The organism is Streptomyces sp. NPDC058246 (assembly GCF_042881985.1).
GTDB lineage: Bacteria > Actinomycetota > Actinomycetes > Streptomycetales > Streptomycetaceae > Streptomyces.
In genome coordinates this window covers 205,883-221,467 of sequence record NZ_JBHVWZ010000002.1, presented here as the reverse complement: position 1 = coordinate 221,467, position 15,585 = coordinate 205,883, and the positions used below count along the sequence as shown (strand labels likewise).

Here is a 15,585-nt window from a genome sequence, read left to right as displayed (position 1 = left end):
TGTTCAGGAAGAAGGCAGCCCTCATCGACGCCCTGACCGGACAAGTTCGAAGACCATCACGCGCGTCTCCTACGTGTCCCGCCGGACGCCGCGGACCACCTCACCGCGCAGGTTCACGCACTCGGCGGGCCAATCGCCCAGACCCTGGACGAGATCACCGCCTCGCACGACGACGGCCGAGGGAACCGGGAACCGGTCCAGAACCACCCACCGGCAGTGGAGCGCGCGGGCCCCGGCCGAGAAGCTGGACGCAGCCCGTGGCCGAGAAGCTGGACGCGGTCCCCGGCGTCGGGCCGGCCACCACACAGATCATCCTCGCGAGATCGGTACGGGCATGAGCCGGTTCCCCACCCCTGAACGCCTGGTGTCGTGGGCGAAGTTGTGCGCCTGAACGATCCAGTCCGGAGCGAAAGAACGCCGCAGCTCAGCCAGCAGGGCAAGCCTCGGCTCAAGGGCCCTCGGCGAGGCCGCGCTAACGCCACCGCCCGCACTGACGTCTTCGCGCGCGGCACCAAGCCACCCTCGCACCCGTATCAGCCGGGCCACCCGCCGCCGGAGCTCGACATCCGGTCCGCAAGCGGCCCGGATACTGCCGCCTGCCCTCCGGATCCCGCCGCCTGCCCCCGGAAGACAGATTTTCCGTTCAGCCGCTCCCGCGCCGATGAGTTGGGACTCCCACCACCTCCCTCGACGGCACGGAAGCCTCGTGCGCTACGTGCCCGCCGACGTCCCCCGATCAGTTCAGTCCCGATCAGTGGCCACACTGAAAGAGCTCAGGAGACCGATTGCCGATTGAGTTTCAGATTCAATATCTGACGGGACGCGGACGCGGGCCAGTTGCCCGGCAACGGGAGGTCGTTCGCCGCGACAGGCACTTACCGGCGGGTTACGCTTGAGAAGAGTAGATCTTCTCCCCGGCCTGAGTGTAGACACCTTCGGTCGGGAGCTAGGAGGCCCAAATGAGGCTGATAGCGAGAATGGTCGTCACCGTCGCGTCAGCCATTGCCCTGGGTGGCGGACTCACGGCGCCTCAGGCGCGAGCGGACGACCTGCCGCCGAGTGAGATATTCAAGCGGGTGGCGCCCGCAACTGTGCAGGTACTGGCCGACAATCAGGCTGACGGCACAGGAGTGATCTACGACGCCGACCAAGGTCTCATTCTCACCAACGACCATGTGGTCGCCGGTCAGACAGCCCTCCAGGTCCGTATCGAGGACGGGAGTCCTGTTCCTGTCCGCGTATTGGGCAGTGACCCATGCGAGGACCTGGCCGTCTTGAAACTCGCGACACCACAAGAGGATCTCAAGCAGGTGGAGTTCGGCACCAGCGGGGACCTCAATCAGGGCGACGAAGTCACCGCGATCGGCTACCCCTTGGGAGCCGGAGACACCAGCCATGAGAAGGCCGTCCTCACCACCGGAGTGGTCCAGTCGCCCAACGTTGCCGAGACAGACCAGGTCAGTTCACCCAACCTGCCGTCCACCGTGCAGCATTCGGCGACCCTCAACGAGGGGAACTCCGGAGGTCCACTGCTCAACAGCAATGCGGAGCTGGTGGGAATCAACTCCTTCAGCCTCACCGGCATCGAGGGTCAGTACTACTCCATCAGCAGCGACCACGCCAAGGGTCTTCTCCAAGGACTCGCCGACGGGAAGAGCAAGAACAATCCCGGGTGGCAGGGACTGGTCGCGCTCAGCGACCCCGATTTCAGCTCCTACTTCCCCAGCGACGACCAAGCGGAAGCGCAGAAACTTCAAGACCGCCTCACCGCCAAGAAGATCGACGGTATCTTCGTGGGAAGTGTGGACAGCAAATCCCCGGCCAGTGCGGCGAATTTGGGGAGCGGTGACGTCATAACCGACATCAAGAACACCCCCGTCACAACTGTCGCGGAGGTGTGCGGCGTCCTCCAGTCGTCCGCACCGGGTGAGAAAATCACCGTCGACGGCGTGTACACGGCCCCGGGCGAGAACAACGACGGGACAACCTACGCGTTCGGCGACGCCTGGACCACCGATCTCACGCTGAAGCAATGACACCAGTAATCGGGATGCCGACGATGGTGATGCACAGCGGCTAGCGGCTCAGCGGCACAGCATCACACCGGCGGCCGGATACTCGAGGACCAGTCAGAAGCCGCTCAGGACGAACCGAATGACGTTCAGAATTGGCTTCACCGCTGGCGACCTGCCATCCGCTCGAGCCGGGCGATGCGCTCCGCCATCGGAGGATGCGTGGAGAACATCTTCGACATTCCCTGGCCCGGGCGGAAGGGGTTCGCGATCATCATGTGGCTCGCGGTCTCGATGCGCGGCTCAGGAGGCAACGGCAGCTGCTTGGTGCCCGCGTCGAGCTTGCGCAGCGCGCTGGCGAGGGCGAGGGGGTCGCCGGTGAGCTGGGCGCCGGACGCGTCCGCCTCGTACTCCCTGGAGCGGCTGATGGCGAGCTGGATGAGGGATGCGGCGAGCGGGCCGAGGATCATGATCAGCAGCATGCCGAGGATGCCGGGGCCTTCGTCGTCGTTCGACCGGCCGATCGGGATCAGCCCGGCGAAGTTGACCAGGAACATGATCACGGAGGCGAGTGCGCCGGCGACCGACGAGATCAGGATGTCGCGGTTGTAGACGTGACTGAGTTCGTGTCCGATGACGCCGCGCAGCTCGCGCTCGTCCAGGATGCGCAGGATGCCTTCGGTGCAGCACACGGCGGCGTTGCGCGGGTTGCGGCCCGTCGCAAAGGCGTTCGGCGCCTCCGTCGGCGAGATGTACAGGCGCGGCATGGGCTGGCGGGCCTGGGTGGAGAGCTCGCGGACCATGCGGTACAGGGCCGGGGCCTCGAACTCGCTCACCGGGCGTGCGCGCATCGCGCGTAGAGCCAGCTTGTCGCTGTTCCAGTACGCGTACGCGTTCGTCCCGATCGCGATGAACAGCGCGACGACGAGGCCGGTACGCCCGAAGAAGCTGCCGATGACGATGATGAGTGCGGACAGTCCCCCGAGGAGTACGGCGGTCCTGAGCCCGTTGTGCCGGCGGTGCACGGTACGCCCTCCAAGTGGTGCGGCAGGGGAACCCTTTGCTTACTGATGCTCTGCTTCCACTCTTCAGTGGACCCTCCCGTACTGGTCAACGCCAGACGGGGAGCACTAGTTCCCTTGTGCGCGCACCGGCGCGGGTGGCCGTTCGGGTGACGGCGCACGCCACCCACGCGCGCGCGTGCCCTACGACGCCGGGCTCAGGCCCTGGGAAGGCGCGGCCCCTACGAAGGTCAGAACAGGCCGGTGGCCGAGAAGCGCAGGACCAGCTGGGGTGCCCCCGAGAGAGCGATGCCCAGGACGGCCGTCAGGGCGATCGCCGCGGTGAGGGGGGCAGGGACGCGGTGCTTCGCGGGCTCGCCCTCGGGGGCGCGGAAGAGCAGGGTCGTCCACTGGAGGTAGTAGAAGAGCGCGATCACGACGTTGACGGCCATGACCACGGCCAGCCAGCCGAGCCCCGCGTCGACGGCCGCCGAGAACACGGTGACCTTGGCGAAGAGGCCGATGATCCCCGGCGGGAGGCCAGCGAGGCAGAGCAGAAAGAAGCCGAGGAGGAGCGCGGACAGGGGGCTCGCCGCGTACAGGCCCCGGTAGTCGCTGATGCGGTTCAGGGAGTTCGTGCGGCCGACCAGGGCGGCCACGGCGAAGGCGCCCAGGTTCACCGCCGCGTACATCAGGGCGTACGCCACGGTGGAGCCGATGGCCTTCTGGGCGTCCTTGGAGTAGGCGGCGGCCGCGATCGGCACCAGCAGGTAGCCGGCCTGTCCGACGGAGGACCAGGCGAGCAGCCGTACCGCGCTGTACGCGCGCGTGGCCTGCTGCCGCAGGGCGCCGACGTTGCCCACCGTCATGGTCAGGGCCGCCAGTGCGGCGAGCGCCGGGCCCCAGACGTTCGCGTACGACGGGAAGGCGACGACGGTGACCAGGATCAGTCCGGAGAAGCCGACCGCCTTGCCGACGACCGACAAGTAGGCGGCGATCGGCAAGGGCGCCCCTACGTAGGTGTCGGGTACCCAGAAGTGGAAGGGCACGGCGGCCGTCTTGAAGGCGAAGCCGACGAGGGTGAGGACGACGCCGGCCTGGGCGAGCGTGTGGAACTGTCCGTCGACGTGCTGGATCTTGTCCGCGATCTGGGTGAGGTACAGGGTGCCGGTCGTCGCGTAGACGAAGCTGACGCCCATCAGGCTCACGGCGGTCGCGGTGACGGAGGAGAGGAAGAACTTCAGGGCCGCTTCGGAGGACTTCTTGTCGCCGCGTTTGATGCCGACGAGCGCGAAGGCGGGCAGGGAGGCGACTTCCAGGGCGACGATGAGGGTGGCGAGGTCACGGGAGGCGGGCAGCAGGGCGGCGCCCGCGGCCGAGGAGAGCAGCAGGAACCAATACTCCCCTTCGGGGAGTTCCCTGTTGGCGTCCTTCAGGGCGGTGACCGACAGCAGGGCCGCCAGGAGCGCGCCGCCGAGGACCAGGAACTGGATGACGAGCGTGAATCGGTCCGCCGTATAGCTGCACGCATGCGCGTCGCCGGTCAGACAGAAGGTGGCGCGGTCGCCGTCCAGGATGGGCAGCAGGAGGAGCGCGGACGCGGCTAGTCCGGCGACCGACACCCAGCCGAGCACGGCCTTCTTCGCGTCGCCGAGGAAGAGGTCGGCGACGAGCACGACAAGTCCCACGACCGCGGTGAGGGTGGGCGGCGCGATGGCGAGCCAGTCGACGGACTGGACCAGGGAGCTCATCGGGTGCCTCCTGCGAGGAGCTGCTGAACGGCCGGGTCGGTCAGACCGAGGAGGGCCCTGGGCCAGAGGCCCCCGACGATGGTGAGGGCGACGAGCGGCGTCCAGGCCGCGAATTCGTAGCTCTGGACGTCGGCGAGCTTCGGGCTGCCCTGCTGCGGGGTGGCGCCCATGCAGACGCGGCGTACGACGACGAGCATGTACGCGGCGGTGAGCAGCGTGCCGAAGGCGGCGATCGACATGAACGTCAAGAACGCCGGGCGGCTGAGGTCGGCGGCGGGGTTGAACGCGCCGAACAGCGCCAGCATTTCGCCCCAGAACCCGGCGAGGCCCGGCAGCCCGAGCGAGGCGACCGCGGCGAAGGCGAGCAGGCCGCCGAGGCGCGGGGCCTTGCCGTACAGCGCGGCGCCGGTTCCCTCCGCGAGGGTGTCGAGGTCGGTCGTGCCGGTGCGGTCTTTCAGCGCCCCGACGAGGAAGAAGAGGAGGCCGGTGATGAGGCCGTGGGCGATGTTCGCGAACAGCGCGCCGTTCACGCCGGTCGGGGTCATCGTCGCGATGCCGAGGAGTACGAAGCCCATGTGGCCGACGGACGAGTAGGCGATGAGCCGCTTGAGATCGCCCTTGGCGCCCTGCTTGGCGAGTGCCAGGCAGGCGAGGGATCCGTAGATGATCCCGACGACGGCGAAGGCGGCGAGGTAGGGCGCGAAGGTGTGCATGCCGTCCGGCGCGATGGGCAGAAGAATCCGGACGAAACCGTACGTACCCATCTTCAGCAGCACGCCGGCCAGCAGGACCGAGCCGACGGTCGGCGCGGCGGTGTGCGCGTCCGGCAGCCAGCTGTGCAGCGGCCACATCGGCGTCTTGACCGCGAGCCCGATTCCGATCGCCAAAACCGCGATGACCTGCACGGATGTGCTCAGCGACCGGCCGTTGTCAGTGGCGAGTGCCACCATGTCGAATGTGCCCGCCTTGATTCCGATCAGGAGCAGGCCCAGCAGCATGACGACCGAACCGAGCAGTGTGAAGAGGATGAACTTCCAGGCAGCCGCCTGGCGTTCCGCACCGCCCCAGCGGGCGATGAGGAAGTACATCGGGATGAGCACCATCTCGAACGCGAGGAAGAACAGCAGCAGATCGAGGACGGCGAAGGTCGCGAGGGTGCCGGACTCGAGGACGAGCAGCAGTGCGACGAAAGCCTTCGGGGTCGGGCCCGCGGGCATCTTGAAATAGCTGTACAGCGCGCAGAGGAAGGTCAGCAGCGCGGTCAGGACCAGAAGGGGGAGGGAAATGCCGTCGATGCCGAGGTGGATGCGCACGTCGAGTGCGGGGATCCAGCTGATGTCCGTCGTGGCCTGCATCTTCGACGGGTGGTCGTGGTCGAAGCCGAGCGCGAGGACGATCGCGGCGATGAGCACCGCGCCGGTCACGGTCACGCCGTGCCGCAGCACGGCCTGCTCGGGCGACTTCCCCTTCAGCCCGGGCGGGGCCGGCAGGAGAGCGGCGGCGGCCCCGATGAGCGGGCCGACGACGATGAATGCCAGAAGGATCTGCATCACGGATTCACTGATATCGATCACGCCTGCTCACGCTCCCGTGGCGACGAGGAGGGCGGCGACCACCAGGACGACGGTGCCGGCGAGCAGCGCGCTCACATAGGTCTGCACATTGCCGGTCTGCGCGCGCCGTACGGCGGCGCCGAGCCAGCGGGGTAGGGCGCCCGCGCCGCGTACGTAGGTGTCGACGACCTCGCGGTCGAGGAACCGGACGAGTGCGGCTCCGGCCTGGACCGGGCGGACGAACAGCACGTCGTACACGGCGTCGAGGTGGAAGCCGACGGCCGCGTGGCGGTGCAGCGGGCCGAGCAGCAGCCGTCCCGGGTCCGCCGGATCGGCTGCGTAGGCCACGTCTCCGAAGGCCGGAGCGTGCATCGCGATCGCCTCGGCCTCGACCGTTCCGGCGTCGGCGTCGGGATGGGCCACGACCGCACCCAGGGGGACGCCCGCCGCCATCGCGCTGGTGTGCCGCCAGGCGCCGTAGGTGACGAGTCCGCCGACCAGGGCGAGCCCCGTGCCGAGGACGGAGGTGGTGAGGACCGGCGTCAGGTCGCGGCCGTCGAACCAGTCGGGCAGCGGGCCGTACGCCAGACCGAAGGCGAGCGACGGGACGGCGAGCACCCACAGCACGACCGTCATGGTGAGCGGCTGCCTGCCGTGGTCGGGGGCCTCGGCGCCCCGGCCGCGGAAGGCCAGCAGCCACAGGCGGGTGGCGTACGCGGCGGTGAGTACGGCGGTGATCAGACCGGCGACGAGGACGATCCAGCCCGCGGCGCCGGGGGCTTGCTCGGTGTGGCCGGTAGCGACGTGCTCGGCGGCGCCAAGGACGGCCTCCTTGGAGAAGAAGCCGCTGAACGGCGGGATCGCGACGAGTGCGAGCAGCGCCACGGTCATCGTCCAGTAGGCGTCGGGGACGCGGATCCGCAGGTCCTTCATGCGGGACATGACGGCCAGTGAGTTGGTGCCGGAGGCGTGGATGATCACGCCCGCGGCGAGGAACAGCAGCGCCTTGAAGGCGCCGTGGGACAGGAGGTGGAAGACGGCGGCACCGCGGTCGCCGACGGCGAGGGCGCCGGTCATGTAGCCGAGCTGGCCGATCGTCGAGTACGCGAGGACGCGCTTGATGTCGTCCTGGGCGAGCGCGGCGAGTGCCGAGCCGGCCATCGTGATCGCGGCCATGACGGCGAGGACCACCATCGCGGCCGAGGAGGCCTGGAAGACGGGGAGGAGCCTGGCGACGAAGTAGACACCGGCGGCGACCATCGTCGCGGCGTGGATCAGCGCGGAGACGGGCGTGGGGCCCGCCATCGCGTCGGGGAGCCAGGTGTGCAGCGGGAACTGCGCCGACTTGCCCGCCACACCGGCGAGGAGCAGCAGCGCGACCAGCGTCGGATGGTGCAGCCCGCCGCTCGCGACGGTGCCGAGGACCGTGGTGATGCGGAAGGACCCGGCGTCGGTGGCGAGGGCGAACAGGCCGATGAGGAAGGGGACGTCGCCGAGCTTGGTGACCAGGAAGGCCTTGATGGAGGCGGCGCGGGCCTCGGGGGTCTCCCAGTAGTGGCCGACCAGGAAGTACGAGCAGATGCCCATGATCTCCCAGCCGACCAGCAGCACGATCAGGTCGCCGGAGTAGACGACGAGCAGCATCGCGGAGGTGAAGAGGGAGACGAGAGCGGCGTACGAGGGGTAGCGCGGGTCGTCGCGCAGGTAGCCCGTCGAGTAGATCTGCACACAGGAGGCGACGACGCCGACCAGGACGGCGACGAGGGCGGCGAAGCCGTCGATGTGCAGGGCGAGCTCGATGGGGACCGAGCCGGTGGGAGTGAGCTCGGTGTGGGCGTCGATGGCCTGGTCGCCGCCCTGGTGTACGGCGACGAGCACGGCGAGGACGAGCGACGTGAGGGAAGGCAGAACAGCGAGGGGGCGGACGAAGCCGGGGGCCGCGTGGCCGAGGAGGAGTCCGGCCGCGGCGCCCAGGAACGGAATGAGGGGGACGAGGACGGCGAGGGTGGTCGTGGTCACGCGGTGGCCTCAGCCTTCTCGTCTGCCGTGACGGTGGCTCCTTCGGGGCCGTGCGGTTCGGCGCTGTCGCGGAGCTTGTCGATGTCCGAAGTGCCGCGGGCCCGGTACACGGCGAGGACGATCGCCAGGCCGATGCCGATCTCGGCGGCGGCGATGGCGATGGTGAACAGGGTCAGTGCCTGGCCGGAGTGGAGCGTGTCGCGGGCGGTCTTGGACAGCCACACGTCGAAGGCGACGAGGTTGAGGTTGACGGCGTTGAGCATCAGCTCGACGGACATCAGGACCAGGATCGCGTTGCGGCGCGCGAGGACTCCGTAAAGGCCGGTGCAGAACAGGAGGGAGGAGAGCACGGCGGGATAGGCGAGGTGCATCAGAGGGTCCCTTCCTTGTCGCTCCGGCCGCTGGGGGCGGGGGCAGCCTGGCCGCTCCGGGTGCTCGGCAGGGTCCGGCCGCTCTCGGTGCTCGGGAGAGTCCTGTCGGCGGGGGCGCCCTCGGTGGGCTCACCCGTAGTGGGCCTGCCCGCGATGGGCTCACCTGCGGTGGGCCTGCCCGCGGTGGGCCTGCCCGCGGTGGGCCTGCCCGCGGTGGGCGTCGCGTCCGTCTTCGCCTTGCGGGAGAGGACGATCGCGCCGACCAGAGCGGCGAGAAGGAGAACGGAGAGCGCTTCGAAGGGGAGGACCCAGCTCTGGAACAGGCTCGCTCCGGTCACCTCGGTGGAGCCGGCGGCGGCACCGCCCAGGTCGACCCACGTCGTGCGGAAGGCGTCGACGACGACCCAGACCAGGGCGGCGGCCGCGGCGACGGCCACGGTCAGGGCGGCCCAGCGGTTGCCGGAGTCGGCGTCCGGGGAGCGGCCGATGGGGGCCTTGGTGAGCATCAGACCGAACAGGAGGAGGACGACGACGGAACCGACATAGATGAGGACCTGCACCCAGGCGATGAACTCGGCCGTGAGCAGGAGGTACTCGACGGCGAGACCGCCGAGCGTCACCACCAGCCACAGGGCGGCGTGCACCAGCTGCTTGGTGGTGACGGTGACGATCGCGGCGCCGAAGGTCACCAGACCGACGAGGAGGAAGGCGATCTCGACGCCGGTCGGGGAGAGGAACCCGTGACTCCCGGCGGCGGCGGTCGTCGCCCGCGCCGCGGCGGCCGTTGCTGCTACGAGGGTCACGACTCACCTTCCTGCGGATCGGAGGGGGCGGCCGACGTGCCGGTGGCTGTCGGCTTGGGCTCAGCCGAGGGCTCGGGCTCAGCGGATGCCGAACCCCCGGGCTCTGCCGGTGCCGAGGGCTCGGGCTCAGCGGATGCCGAAGGCTTGCTCCGGGGTGCCTGTTCGGCGGCTTCGGTTGCTCCGGCCGGTCCGGCGGCGTCAGCCGCTCCGGCGACTCCGGCAGCCCCAGCAGCGCCGGCAGCCTTGGTGGCTCCCCCGGCCTCGGTGGCTCGCCCCGCTCCTGAAGTGGCGGCGGCTTCCGCGGCCTCGGACGTCTCCGCTGCCTCGGAGGCGAGTTTGTCGGCGGTTTTGCGGGCGGCGGCCAGTTCCTTCGGTTCCTCGGCGGCGGGGTCGAGGGCGGGCGGGGCCGGGACGGTCCACATCCACTCGCGGAGCCTGTCGCGTTCGTGGGTGAGTTCGTGGATGTCGGTCTCCGCGTACTCGAACTCCGGGGACCAGAACAGCGCGTCGAAAGGACAGACCTCGATGCAGATACCGCAGTACATGCACAGAGCGAAGTCGATGGCGAAGCGGTCGAGGACGTTGCGGCTGCGCTCGCGGCCACCCGGGGCGGCGGCCGGGACGGTCTCCTTGTGGGAGTCGATGTAGATGCACCAGTCCGGGCACTCGCGGGCGCACAGCATGCAGACCGTGCAGTTCTCCTCGAAGAGACCGATGACGCCGCGGGTGCGGGGCGGGAGTTCGGGCTGCGCTTCCGGGTACTGCGCGGTGACGGTCTTCTTCGTCATCGTGCGGAGGGTGACGGCCAGGCCCTTGGCGAGGCCGGAGCCGGGGATGGGGGCCATCAGGAGATCACGACCTTGACGACGCCGGTGAGGGCGATCTGGGCGAGGGAGAGCGGGACGAGGAGAGTCCAGGAGAGTTTCTGGAGCTGGTCCTCGCGCAGGCGGGGATAGGTGACGCGCAGCCAGATGACGATGAAGGCGAGCACGGCGGCCTTCAACAGGGTCCAGACCCAGCCGAGGCCGTCGGCGCCCCAGGGACCGTGCCAGCCGCCCAGGAAGAGGACGGTGGTCAGGCCGCACAGGACGACGATTCCGGCGTACTCGGCGAGGAGGAAGAGAGCGAAACGCAGGCCCGTGTACTCGGTGTACGCACCGAAGATGATCTCCGAGTCGGCGACGGGCATGTCGAAGGGCGGACGCTGGAGTTCGGCGAGACCCGCCACGAAGAAGACGATCGCGCCGACGATCTGCCAGGGCAGCCACCACCACTCGAAGGCGTCGACGATGCCGGGCAGCGAGACCGTGCCGGCCGCCATCGCGACGGAGGCGGCGGTCAGCAGCATCGGGAGTTCGTACGCGAGGAGCTGGGCGGCGGTGCGCAGACCGCCGAGGAGGGAGAACTTGTTGGCCGAGGCCCAGCCCGCCATGAGCGAGCCGAGGACGCCTACGCCCATGACGGCCAGGACGAAGAAGATGCCCGCGTCGACGACCTCCCCGACCGCGCCCTCGCCCGGGCCGATGGGGATGGCGAGGAGGACCAGGAGATACGGGAGGAGGGCTACGGCGGGGGCGAGTTGGAAGATACGGCGGTCCGCGCCCGCGGGTACGACGTCTTCCTTCTGGGCGAACTTCACGCCGTCCGCGACGAGCTGGGCCCAGCCGTGGAAGCCACCGGCGTACATCGGGCCGAGGCGGCCCTGCATATGGGCCATCACCTTGTGCTCGGTCTGACCGACGATCAGGGGGAACGTCAGGAAGACGACGAAGACGACAAGGAGTCGCAGGGCGACGTCGAGAGCGTCGTTCACTGCGTGCCTCCGGTGGGGTCGTCAGGAGTGGGCGTGGGAGTGGGCTCGGACTCGTCGGCCCCACCGGACTTACCGGCGTCGTCGGAGTCGTCGGATTCGTCGGAGTCGGGTGATGCTGGGGGCTTCGCGGTGGCTTCCGGTTTCGGGGCAGCCGCGGGCTCCGGCGTGGCCGCAGGATCCGGAGTGCCTTCGGAGGGCCGCTCCGGCTCCGCCCGCGACTCCGATTCCGGCTCCGGATCCGGCTCCGGATCCGATTCCGGCTCGTCGAAAGCCGGCCGGGCATGGTGCCACGGTGCGTCAGCGCTGCGCGGCGCGGTGCCCCTTGCCGGTGCGGCAGGAACCGCCGACTCGCCAGGTGCGCTCGGCTCGGCGGGAGCGGGCGGCTCGGCAGGTGCGCTCGGCTCGGTAGGAGCGGGCGGCTCGGCAGGTGCGCTCGGCTCGGTGGCCGCCGCGCGTTGGGTCGCCGAGCCCTGGCTCGCGCTGCGCGCACGGCGGGGTCCAGCAGGAGCCGTGGCCCCAGAAGCCTCAGAGGCCTCAGAGGCCTCCGCCTGCTGGCTTGCCGAGCCCTGGCTCGCGCTGCGCGCACGGCGCGGGGGTACCGGGGTCTCGGCGTCGGCAGGTGCGGGCCCGGTGCCGGTGGTCTGGCTCGTGGAGCCCTCCCCCGCCGTGCGGGCGCGGCGTACGGGACGGTCGCCGGCCGCGCGGGCCGCGCCGCGGGCGGGGCGGGCCGGGGCCGGTGGGAGTTGGCCCTTGAGGGGGCCCCATTCGTTGGGGTCGGGCACGCCGGGCGGGAGCATCTGGCGGCGCTTGGGTCCGCCGTGGTCGGACTCGCCGGGCTCCTTCGCGCCGGGCCAGGCCTTGACGACGCGGGCGGCCAGGACGAAGTCCTTGCGGAGGGGGTGGCCTTCGAAGCTCTCCGGCAACAGCAAGGGGGCGAGGCCCGGGTGGCCTTCGAAGGTCACGCCGAACATCTCGTGGGTCTCGCGCTCGTGCCAGGCGGCGCCCGCGTACACGGAGACCGCCGAGGCGAGTACGGGGGTCTCGTGCGGGACCGTCGTACGGACGAGCAGGCGGCGTACCGGGGACAGGGCGACGACGTGGGCCGCGACGCGGAAGCCCGTGCCGGGTTCGTCGACGGCGCTCAGCCAGTCGAAGTACGTGCAGCCGAGCACGTCACGGGCTGTTTCCAGGGCCGCGATCCAGGAGGTCGGGGGTACGTCGACGGTCAGGACCGCGTACGACTCCTCGGCCGTGGCGTCGGGACCGAAGAGTTCCTCGACGGGGGCGGGAAGCCAGCCGACGACGGTCATCGCTCCTCCCCCGGGACGCCCTGGATGCCCTGGCCACCGGGGACGCCCTGGACACCGGGGCCGCCCTGGACACCGGGGCCGCCCTCCCCGGACGACCCGGACGACCCGGACGACCCGGACGGGACCGGCGGCTGCACCAGGCCGCTCTGGAGCGCGGCAGCGGACGGACGCGTCGCGACGCTCCCGTACCGCTCGCCCAGCGACTCGCGCGCGATCTTCTCCTGGAGCTTGAGGATGCCCTGGAGCAGGGCCTCGGGTCGGGGCGGGCAGCCGGGGACGTACACGTCGACGGGGATGATCTGGTCGACGCCTTTGGTGACGGAGTACGAGTCCCAGTACGGGCCGCCGCAGTTGGAGCAGGCGCCGAAGGAGATGACGTACTTCGGCTCGGGCATCTGCTCGTACAGGCGCTTGACGGCCGGGGCCATCTTGTCCGTGACCGTGCCGGAGACGACCATCAGGTCGGCCTGGCGCGGGCCGGGCGCGAAGGGGATCACGCCGAGGCGGATGAAGTCGTGGCGGGCCATGGACGCGGCGATGAACTCGATCGCGCAGCAGGCGAGGCCGAAGTTGAAGACCCAGAGCGAGTAGCGGCGGCCCCAGTTCAGGACCACCTTCATCGGCTCGGGGGCCAGCCGGGCGAGGGCGCCGAGCCGCTTCGGCTCGGGGAGCGGCACCGGCTCCGGGGAGATCGGGAGGAGAACCGGCTGTGGGGGGTTCTCGGGGGTCACGTCCATGCCAGTACGCCCTTCTTGTACGCGTACAGCAGTCCGACGGCGAGGAAGCCGAGGAAGATGAACATCTCCACGAGCGTCGCGGCGCCGTAGCCGGGCGCGGCGAAGACCGTCGCCCAGGGGAAGAGGAAGATCGAGTCGACGGCGAAGATCACGTAGAGGAAGGCGTAGACGTAGTAGCGGACCTGGGTGTGGGCCCAGCCCTCGCCGACGGGGTCGACGCCGCACTCGTAGGTCAGGAGTTTCTCGGGGGTGGGGACCACGGGCCGCAGCAGGCGGCCGGCCCCGAAGGCGACGGCGACGAAGAGCACGCCGACGACGGCGAGCAGTCCGACGACCGAGTAGGACTGGAAGTAGCCCGCCGCGACGACGGCCCCGCTTGCCGTGACAACGGTCGGATCCGGCACGTCAGCCCCTCACTCCCTGACCTCGTACGCGCCCCGGAGTGCGCCGTCGCGCACTCTGTGATGCGCCATGTTCGACGATCTGTACGGACGGGAGTCTAGGGCCTGCTAAAGAGACCGTAAGCAGCCTGTCACGCCTCGACCATCGGGGAGGTGCCCAGGACCCGCCCGGCTCATGCGCCGCAGGGCCCCCTTCTTCACCTGGTCCAGGTACTCCCGCCCACCTCGGACGAGCTGCTCCCGCCCGCCTCGGGCAGCCGCTCCCCCCTTCGGACGGCCACTCCCCTCCGCCTCGGACGGCCGCTTGCGCCCACCTCGGGCAGCCGCTTCCGCCCACCTCGGACAGCTGCTCCCACTCACCTCGGGCGGGCTGTTCCCCTCCGCCCGGCCGGGGAGGTGCTCCGGTCCACCTGGCCAGGGGCCGGCGGGGGTGGGGTTATCCCCAGTGGTTCGTGGCGGTCCACCTCATGGCGCGGCGGCTCGCCGCCCGGCAGGCTGGCGGACATGACGGAACGCATCACGCTCACCGGTCCGTCGGACGAGACGTCCGACGGCGACCGGCTGCCTCCCGCACGCTTTGCCCTCGACCGGCAGACGTGGAAGGAGATCGCGCATCTGCTGGCCGATCTGCCGCTCTCGATCTTCGGTTTCGTGTACGTCGTGACGCTGATCGCCACCGGCGGGGGGCTCGCGGTGACGGTCATCGGGCTGCCGTTGCTGGCGGTTGGGCTGCGCGGGGCGCGTCAGCTGGGCAAGTTCGAGCGGGCGCGGGCACGGGCGCTCCTCGGGGTGCGGATCGACGAGCCGAGCCCGCTCCCGGTGCGCCGGACCGGCTTCTTCGGCTGGCTCTGGTCGAGTCTGAAGGACCCGGTGGGCTGGCGGACGGTGCTGTACGACTTCGTTCGGCTGCCGTGGGGCATCGTCACCTTCACGGTCACGCTCGTGTCGCTGTTTCTTCTGTGGCCGGTGCTGCCGTTCATCGCGCGGGGGCTGACGAATGTGGACCGGGCCATGGTGCGCGGGCTGCTGTCGCCCTCCGACGAGCTGGAGCGGCGGATCGCCGAGCTGGAGTCCGACCGGGGGGTCGTGGTCGACACGGCCGCCGCCGATCTGCGGCGCATCGAGCGCGATCTGCACGACGGGGCGCAGGCCCGGCTGGTCAACCTCGCGATGGGGCTCGGCCTGGCCAAGGAGAAGCTCCTGGAGGACCCCGACGCGGCGGCGACGATGGTCGACGAGGCGCACGGCGAGGTGAAGCTGGCGCTGCAGGAGCTGCGCGATCTGGCCCGCGGGATCCACCCGGCGGTGCTCACCGACCGGGGCCTTGACGCGGCGCTCTCGGCGATCGCCTCACGCTGCACCGTGCCGGTGAAGGTGACGGCCGAGCTGGAGACGAGACCGGCGGCAGCCATCGAGGGCATCGCCTACTTCACCGTCTCCGAGCTGCTGCAGAACGTGAGCAAGCACAGTGGGGCGAGGTCCGCGTCCGTCGATGTGTGGCGGGCGGACGACCGGCTGCTCATACAGGTCTGGGACGACGGGCGCGGCGGGGCCGGCCTCGACGGCGGTACGGGGATGGCGGGGCTCGCGGACCGGCTCGGTGCGGTCGACGGGATCTTCGTCGTCGAGTCGCCGACCGGCGGCCCGACGGTCATCACGGCGGAGCTGCCTTGGCGGGACGGGCAGGACGAGCCCGCGCGGTAGTGGCGACGGCCGGGGGCTTGCCGGCGGTCGCGCGGTCGCGGCGAGGGCCGGGGGCTTTCGGCGGCAGGGCCCTTTCGGCCCCGGTCCGCTCAGAGTTCCTTACGAGCCAG

13 protein-coding genes are annotated in these 15,585 nt (G+C 70.2%); 2 read left to right on the top strand and 11 right to left on the bottom strand.

Annotation, left to right across the window (positions count from 1 at the left end; all coding sequences use genetic code 11):
* The first annotated feature begins 959 nt into the window (after positions 1 to 959).
* Positions 960 to 2,036, top strand: a complete 1,077-nt coding sequence (locus tag ACFVXA_RS03475; protein ID WP_362018765.1) for a trypsin-like peptidase domain-containing protein — start codon at positions 960 to 962, stop codon at positions 2,034 to 2,036.
* A 137-nt stretch (positions 2,037 to 2,173) separates the two neighbouring features.
* On the opposite strand, the gene htpX is transcribed toward ACFVXA_RS03475, so the two are convergent.
* The 11 genes from htpX to ACFVXA_RS03420 all read right to left on the bottom strand — a co-directional run bounded on the left by htpX (position 2,174) and on the right by ACFVXA_RS03420 (position 13,774).
* A complete protein-coding gene (gene htpX, locus ACFVXA_RS03470; protein ID WP_362018764.1) occupies positions 2,174 to 3,037 on the bottom strand; it encodes a zinc metalloprotease HtpX in 864 nt (287 codons plus the stop codon).
* A gap of 227 nt (positions 3,038 to 3,264) precedes the next feature.
* Positions 3,265 to 4,764, bottom strand: coding sequence for an NADH-quinone oxidoreductase subunit N (locus ACFVXA_RS03465; RefSeq protein WP_362018762.1), 1,500 nt, complete (start codon positions 4,762 to 4,764; stop codon positions 3,265 to 3,267).
* Complete coding sequence (locus ACFVXA_RS03460) at positions 4,761 to 6,338, bottom strand: NADH-quinone oxidoreductase subunit M (RefSeq protein ID WP_362018760.1); 1,578 nt, start codon at positions 6,336 to 6,338, stop codon at positions 4,761 to 4,763. The genes ACFVXA_RS03465 and ACFVXA_RS03460 overlap by 4 nt, the downstream gene beginning before the upstream one ends.
* Positions 6,339 to 6,344: 6 nt before the next feature.
* The gene (locus ACFVXA_RS03455; RefSeq protein WP_389463176.1) at positions 6,345 to 8,336 is read right to left on the bottom strand and encodes an NADH-quinone oxidoreductase subunit L; all 1,992 of its coding nucleotides are present in this window, start codon (positions 8,334 to 8,336) and stop codon (positions 6,345 to 6,347) included.
* On the bottom strand, positions 8,333 to 8,707 hold the full coding sequence (nuoK, locus tag ACFVXA_RS03450; RefSeq protein WP_383736336.1) for an NADH-quinone oxidoreductase subunit NuoK: 375 nt from the start codon (positions 8,705 to 8,707) through the stop codon (positions 8,333 to 8,335). The genes ACFVXA_RS03455 and nuoK overlap by 4 nt, the downstream gene beginning before the upstream one ends.
* Complete coding sequence (locus ACFVXA_RS03445) at positions 8,707 to 9,510, bottom strand: NADH-quinone oxidoreductase subunit J (protein WP_390023676.1); 804 nt, start codon at positions 9,508 to 9,510, stop codon at positions 8,707 to 8,709. Before ACFVXA_RS03445 ends, nuoK begins: the two co-directional genes overlap by 1 nt.
* A complete protein-coding gene (locus ACFVXA_RS03440; RefSeq protein ID WP_390023674.1) occupies positions 9,507 to 10,355 on the bottom strand; it encodes a 4Fe-4S binding protein in 849 nt (282 codons plus the stop codon). Before ACFVXA_RS03440 ends, ACFVXA_RS03445 begins: the two co-directional genes overlap by 4 nt.
* Positions 10,355 to 11,323 carry a complex I subunit 1 family protein gene (locus ACFVXA_RS03435; RefSeq protein WP_362018752.1) on the bottom strand — a complete coding sequence of 323 codons (969 nt, stop codon included), beginning with the start codon at positions 11,321 to 11,323 and terminating at the stop codon, positions 10,355 to 10,357. Before ACFVXA_RS03435 ends, ACFVXA_RS03440 begins: the two co-directional genes overlap by 1 nt.
* A complete protein-coding gene (locus ACFVXA_RS03430) occupies positions 11,320 to 12,633 on the bottom strand; it encodes an NADH-quinone oxidoreductase subunit C (RefSeq protein WP_390023672.1) in 1,314 nt (437 codons plus the stop codon). Before ACFVXA_RS03430 ends, ACFVXA_RS03435 begins: the two co-directional genes overlap by 4 nt.
* On the bottom strand, positions 12,630 to 13,370 hold the full coding sequence (locus tag ACFVXA_RS03425; RefSeq protein WP_390023670.1) for an NADH-quinone oxidoreductase subunit B: 741 nt from the start codon (positions 13,368 to 13,370) through the stop codon (positions 12,630 to 12,632). Before ACFVXA_RS03425 ends, ACFVXA_RS03430 begins: the two co-directional genes overlap by 4 nt.
* Positions 13,361 to 13,774, bottom strand: coding sequence for an NADH-quinone oxidoreductase subunit A (locus tag ACFVXA_RS03420; protein ID WP_362018747.1), 414 nt, complete (start codon positions 13,772 to 13,774; stop codon positions 13,361 to 13,363). The genes ACFVXA_RS03425 and ACFVXA_RS03420 overlap by 10 nt, the downstream gene beginning before the upstream one ends.
* 501 nt (positions 13,775 to 14,275) lie before the next feature.
* On the opposite strand from ACFVXA_RS03420, the gene ACFVXA_RS03415 reads away from it, so the two are divergent.
* The gene (locus ACFVXA_RS03415) at positions 14,276 to 15,475 is read left to right on the top strand and encodes a sensor histidine kinase (protein WP_383736351.1); all 1,200 of its coding nucleotides are present in this window, start codon (positions 14,276 to 14,278) and stop codon (positions 15,473 to 15,475) included.
* The last annotated feature ends 110 nt before the right edge of the window (positions 15,476 to 15,585 follow it).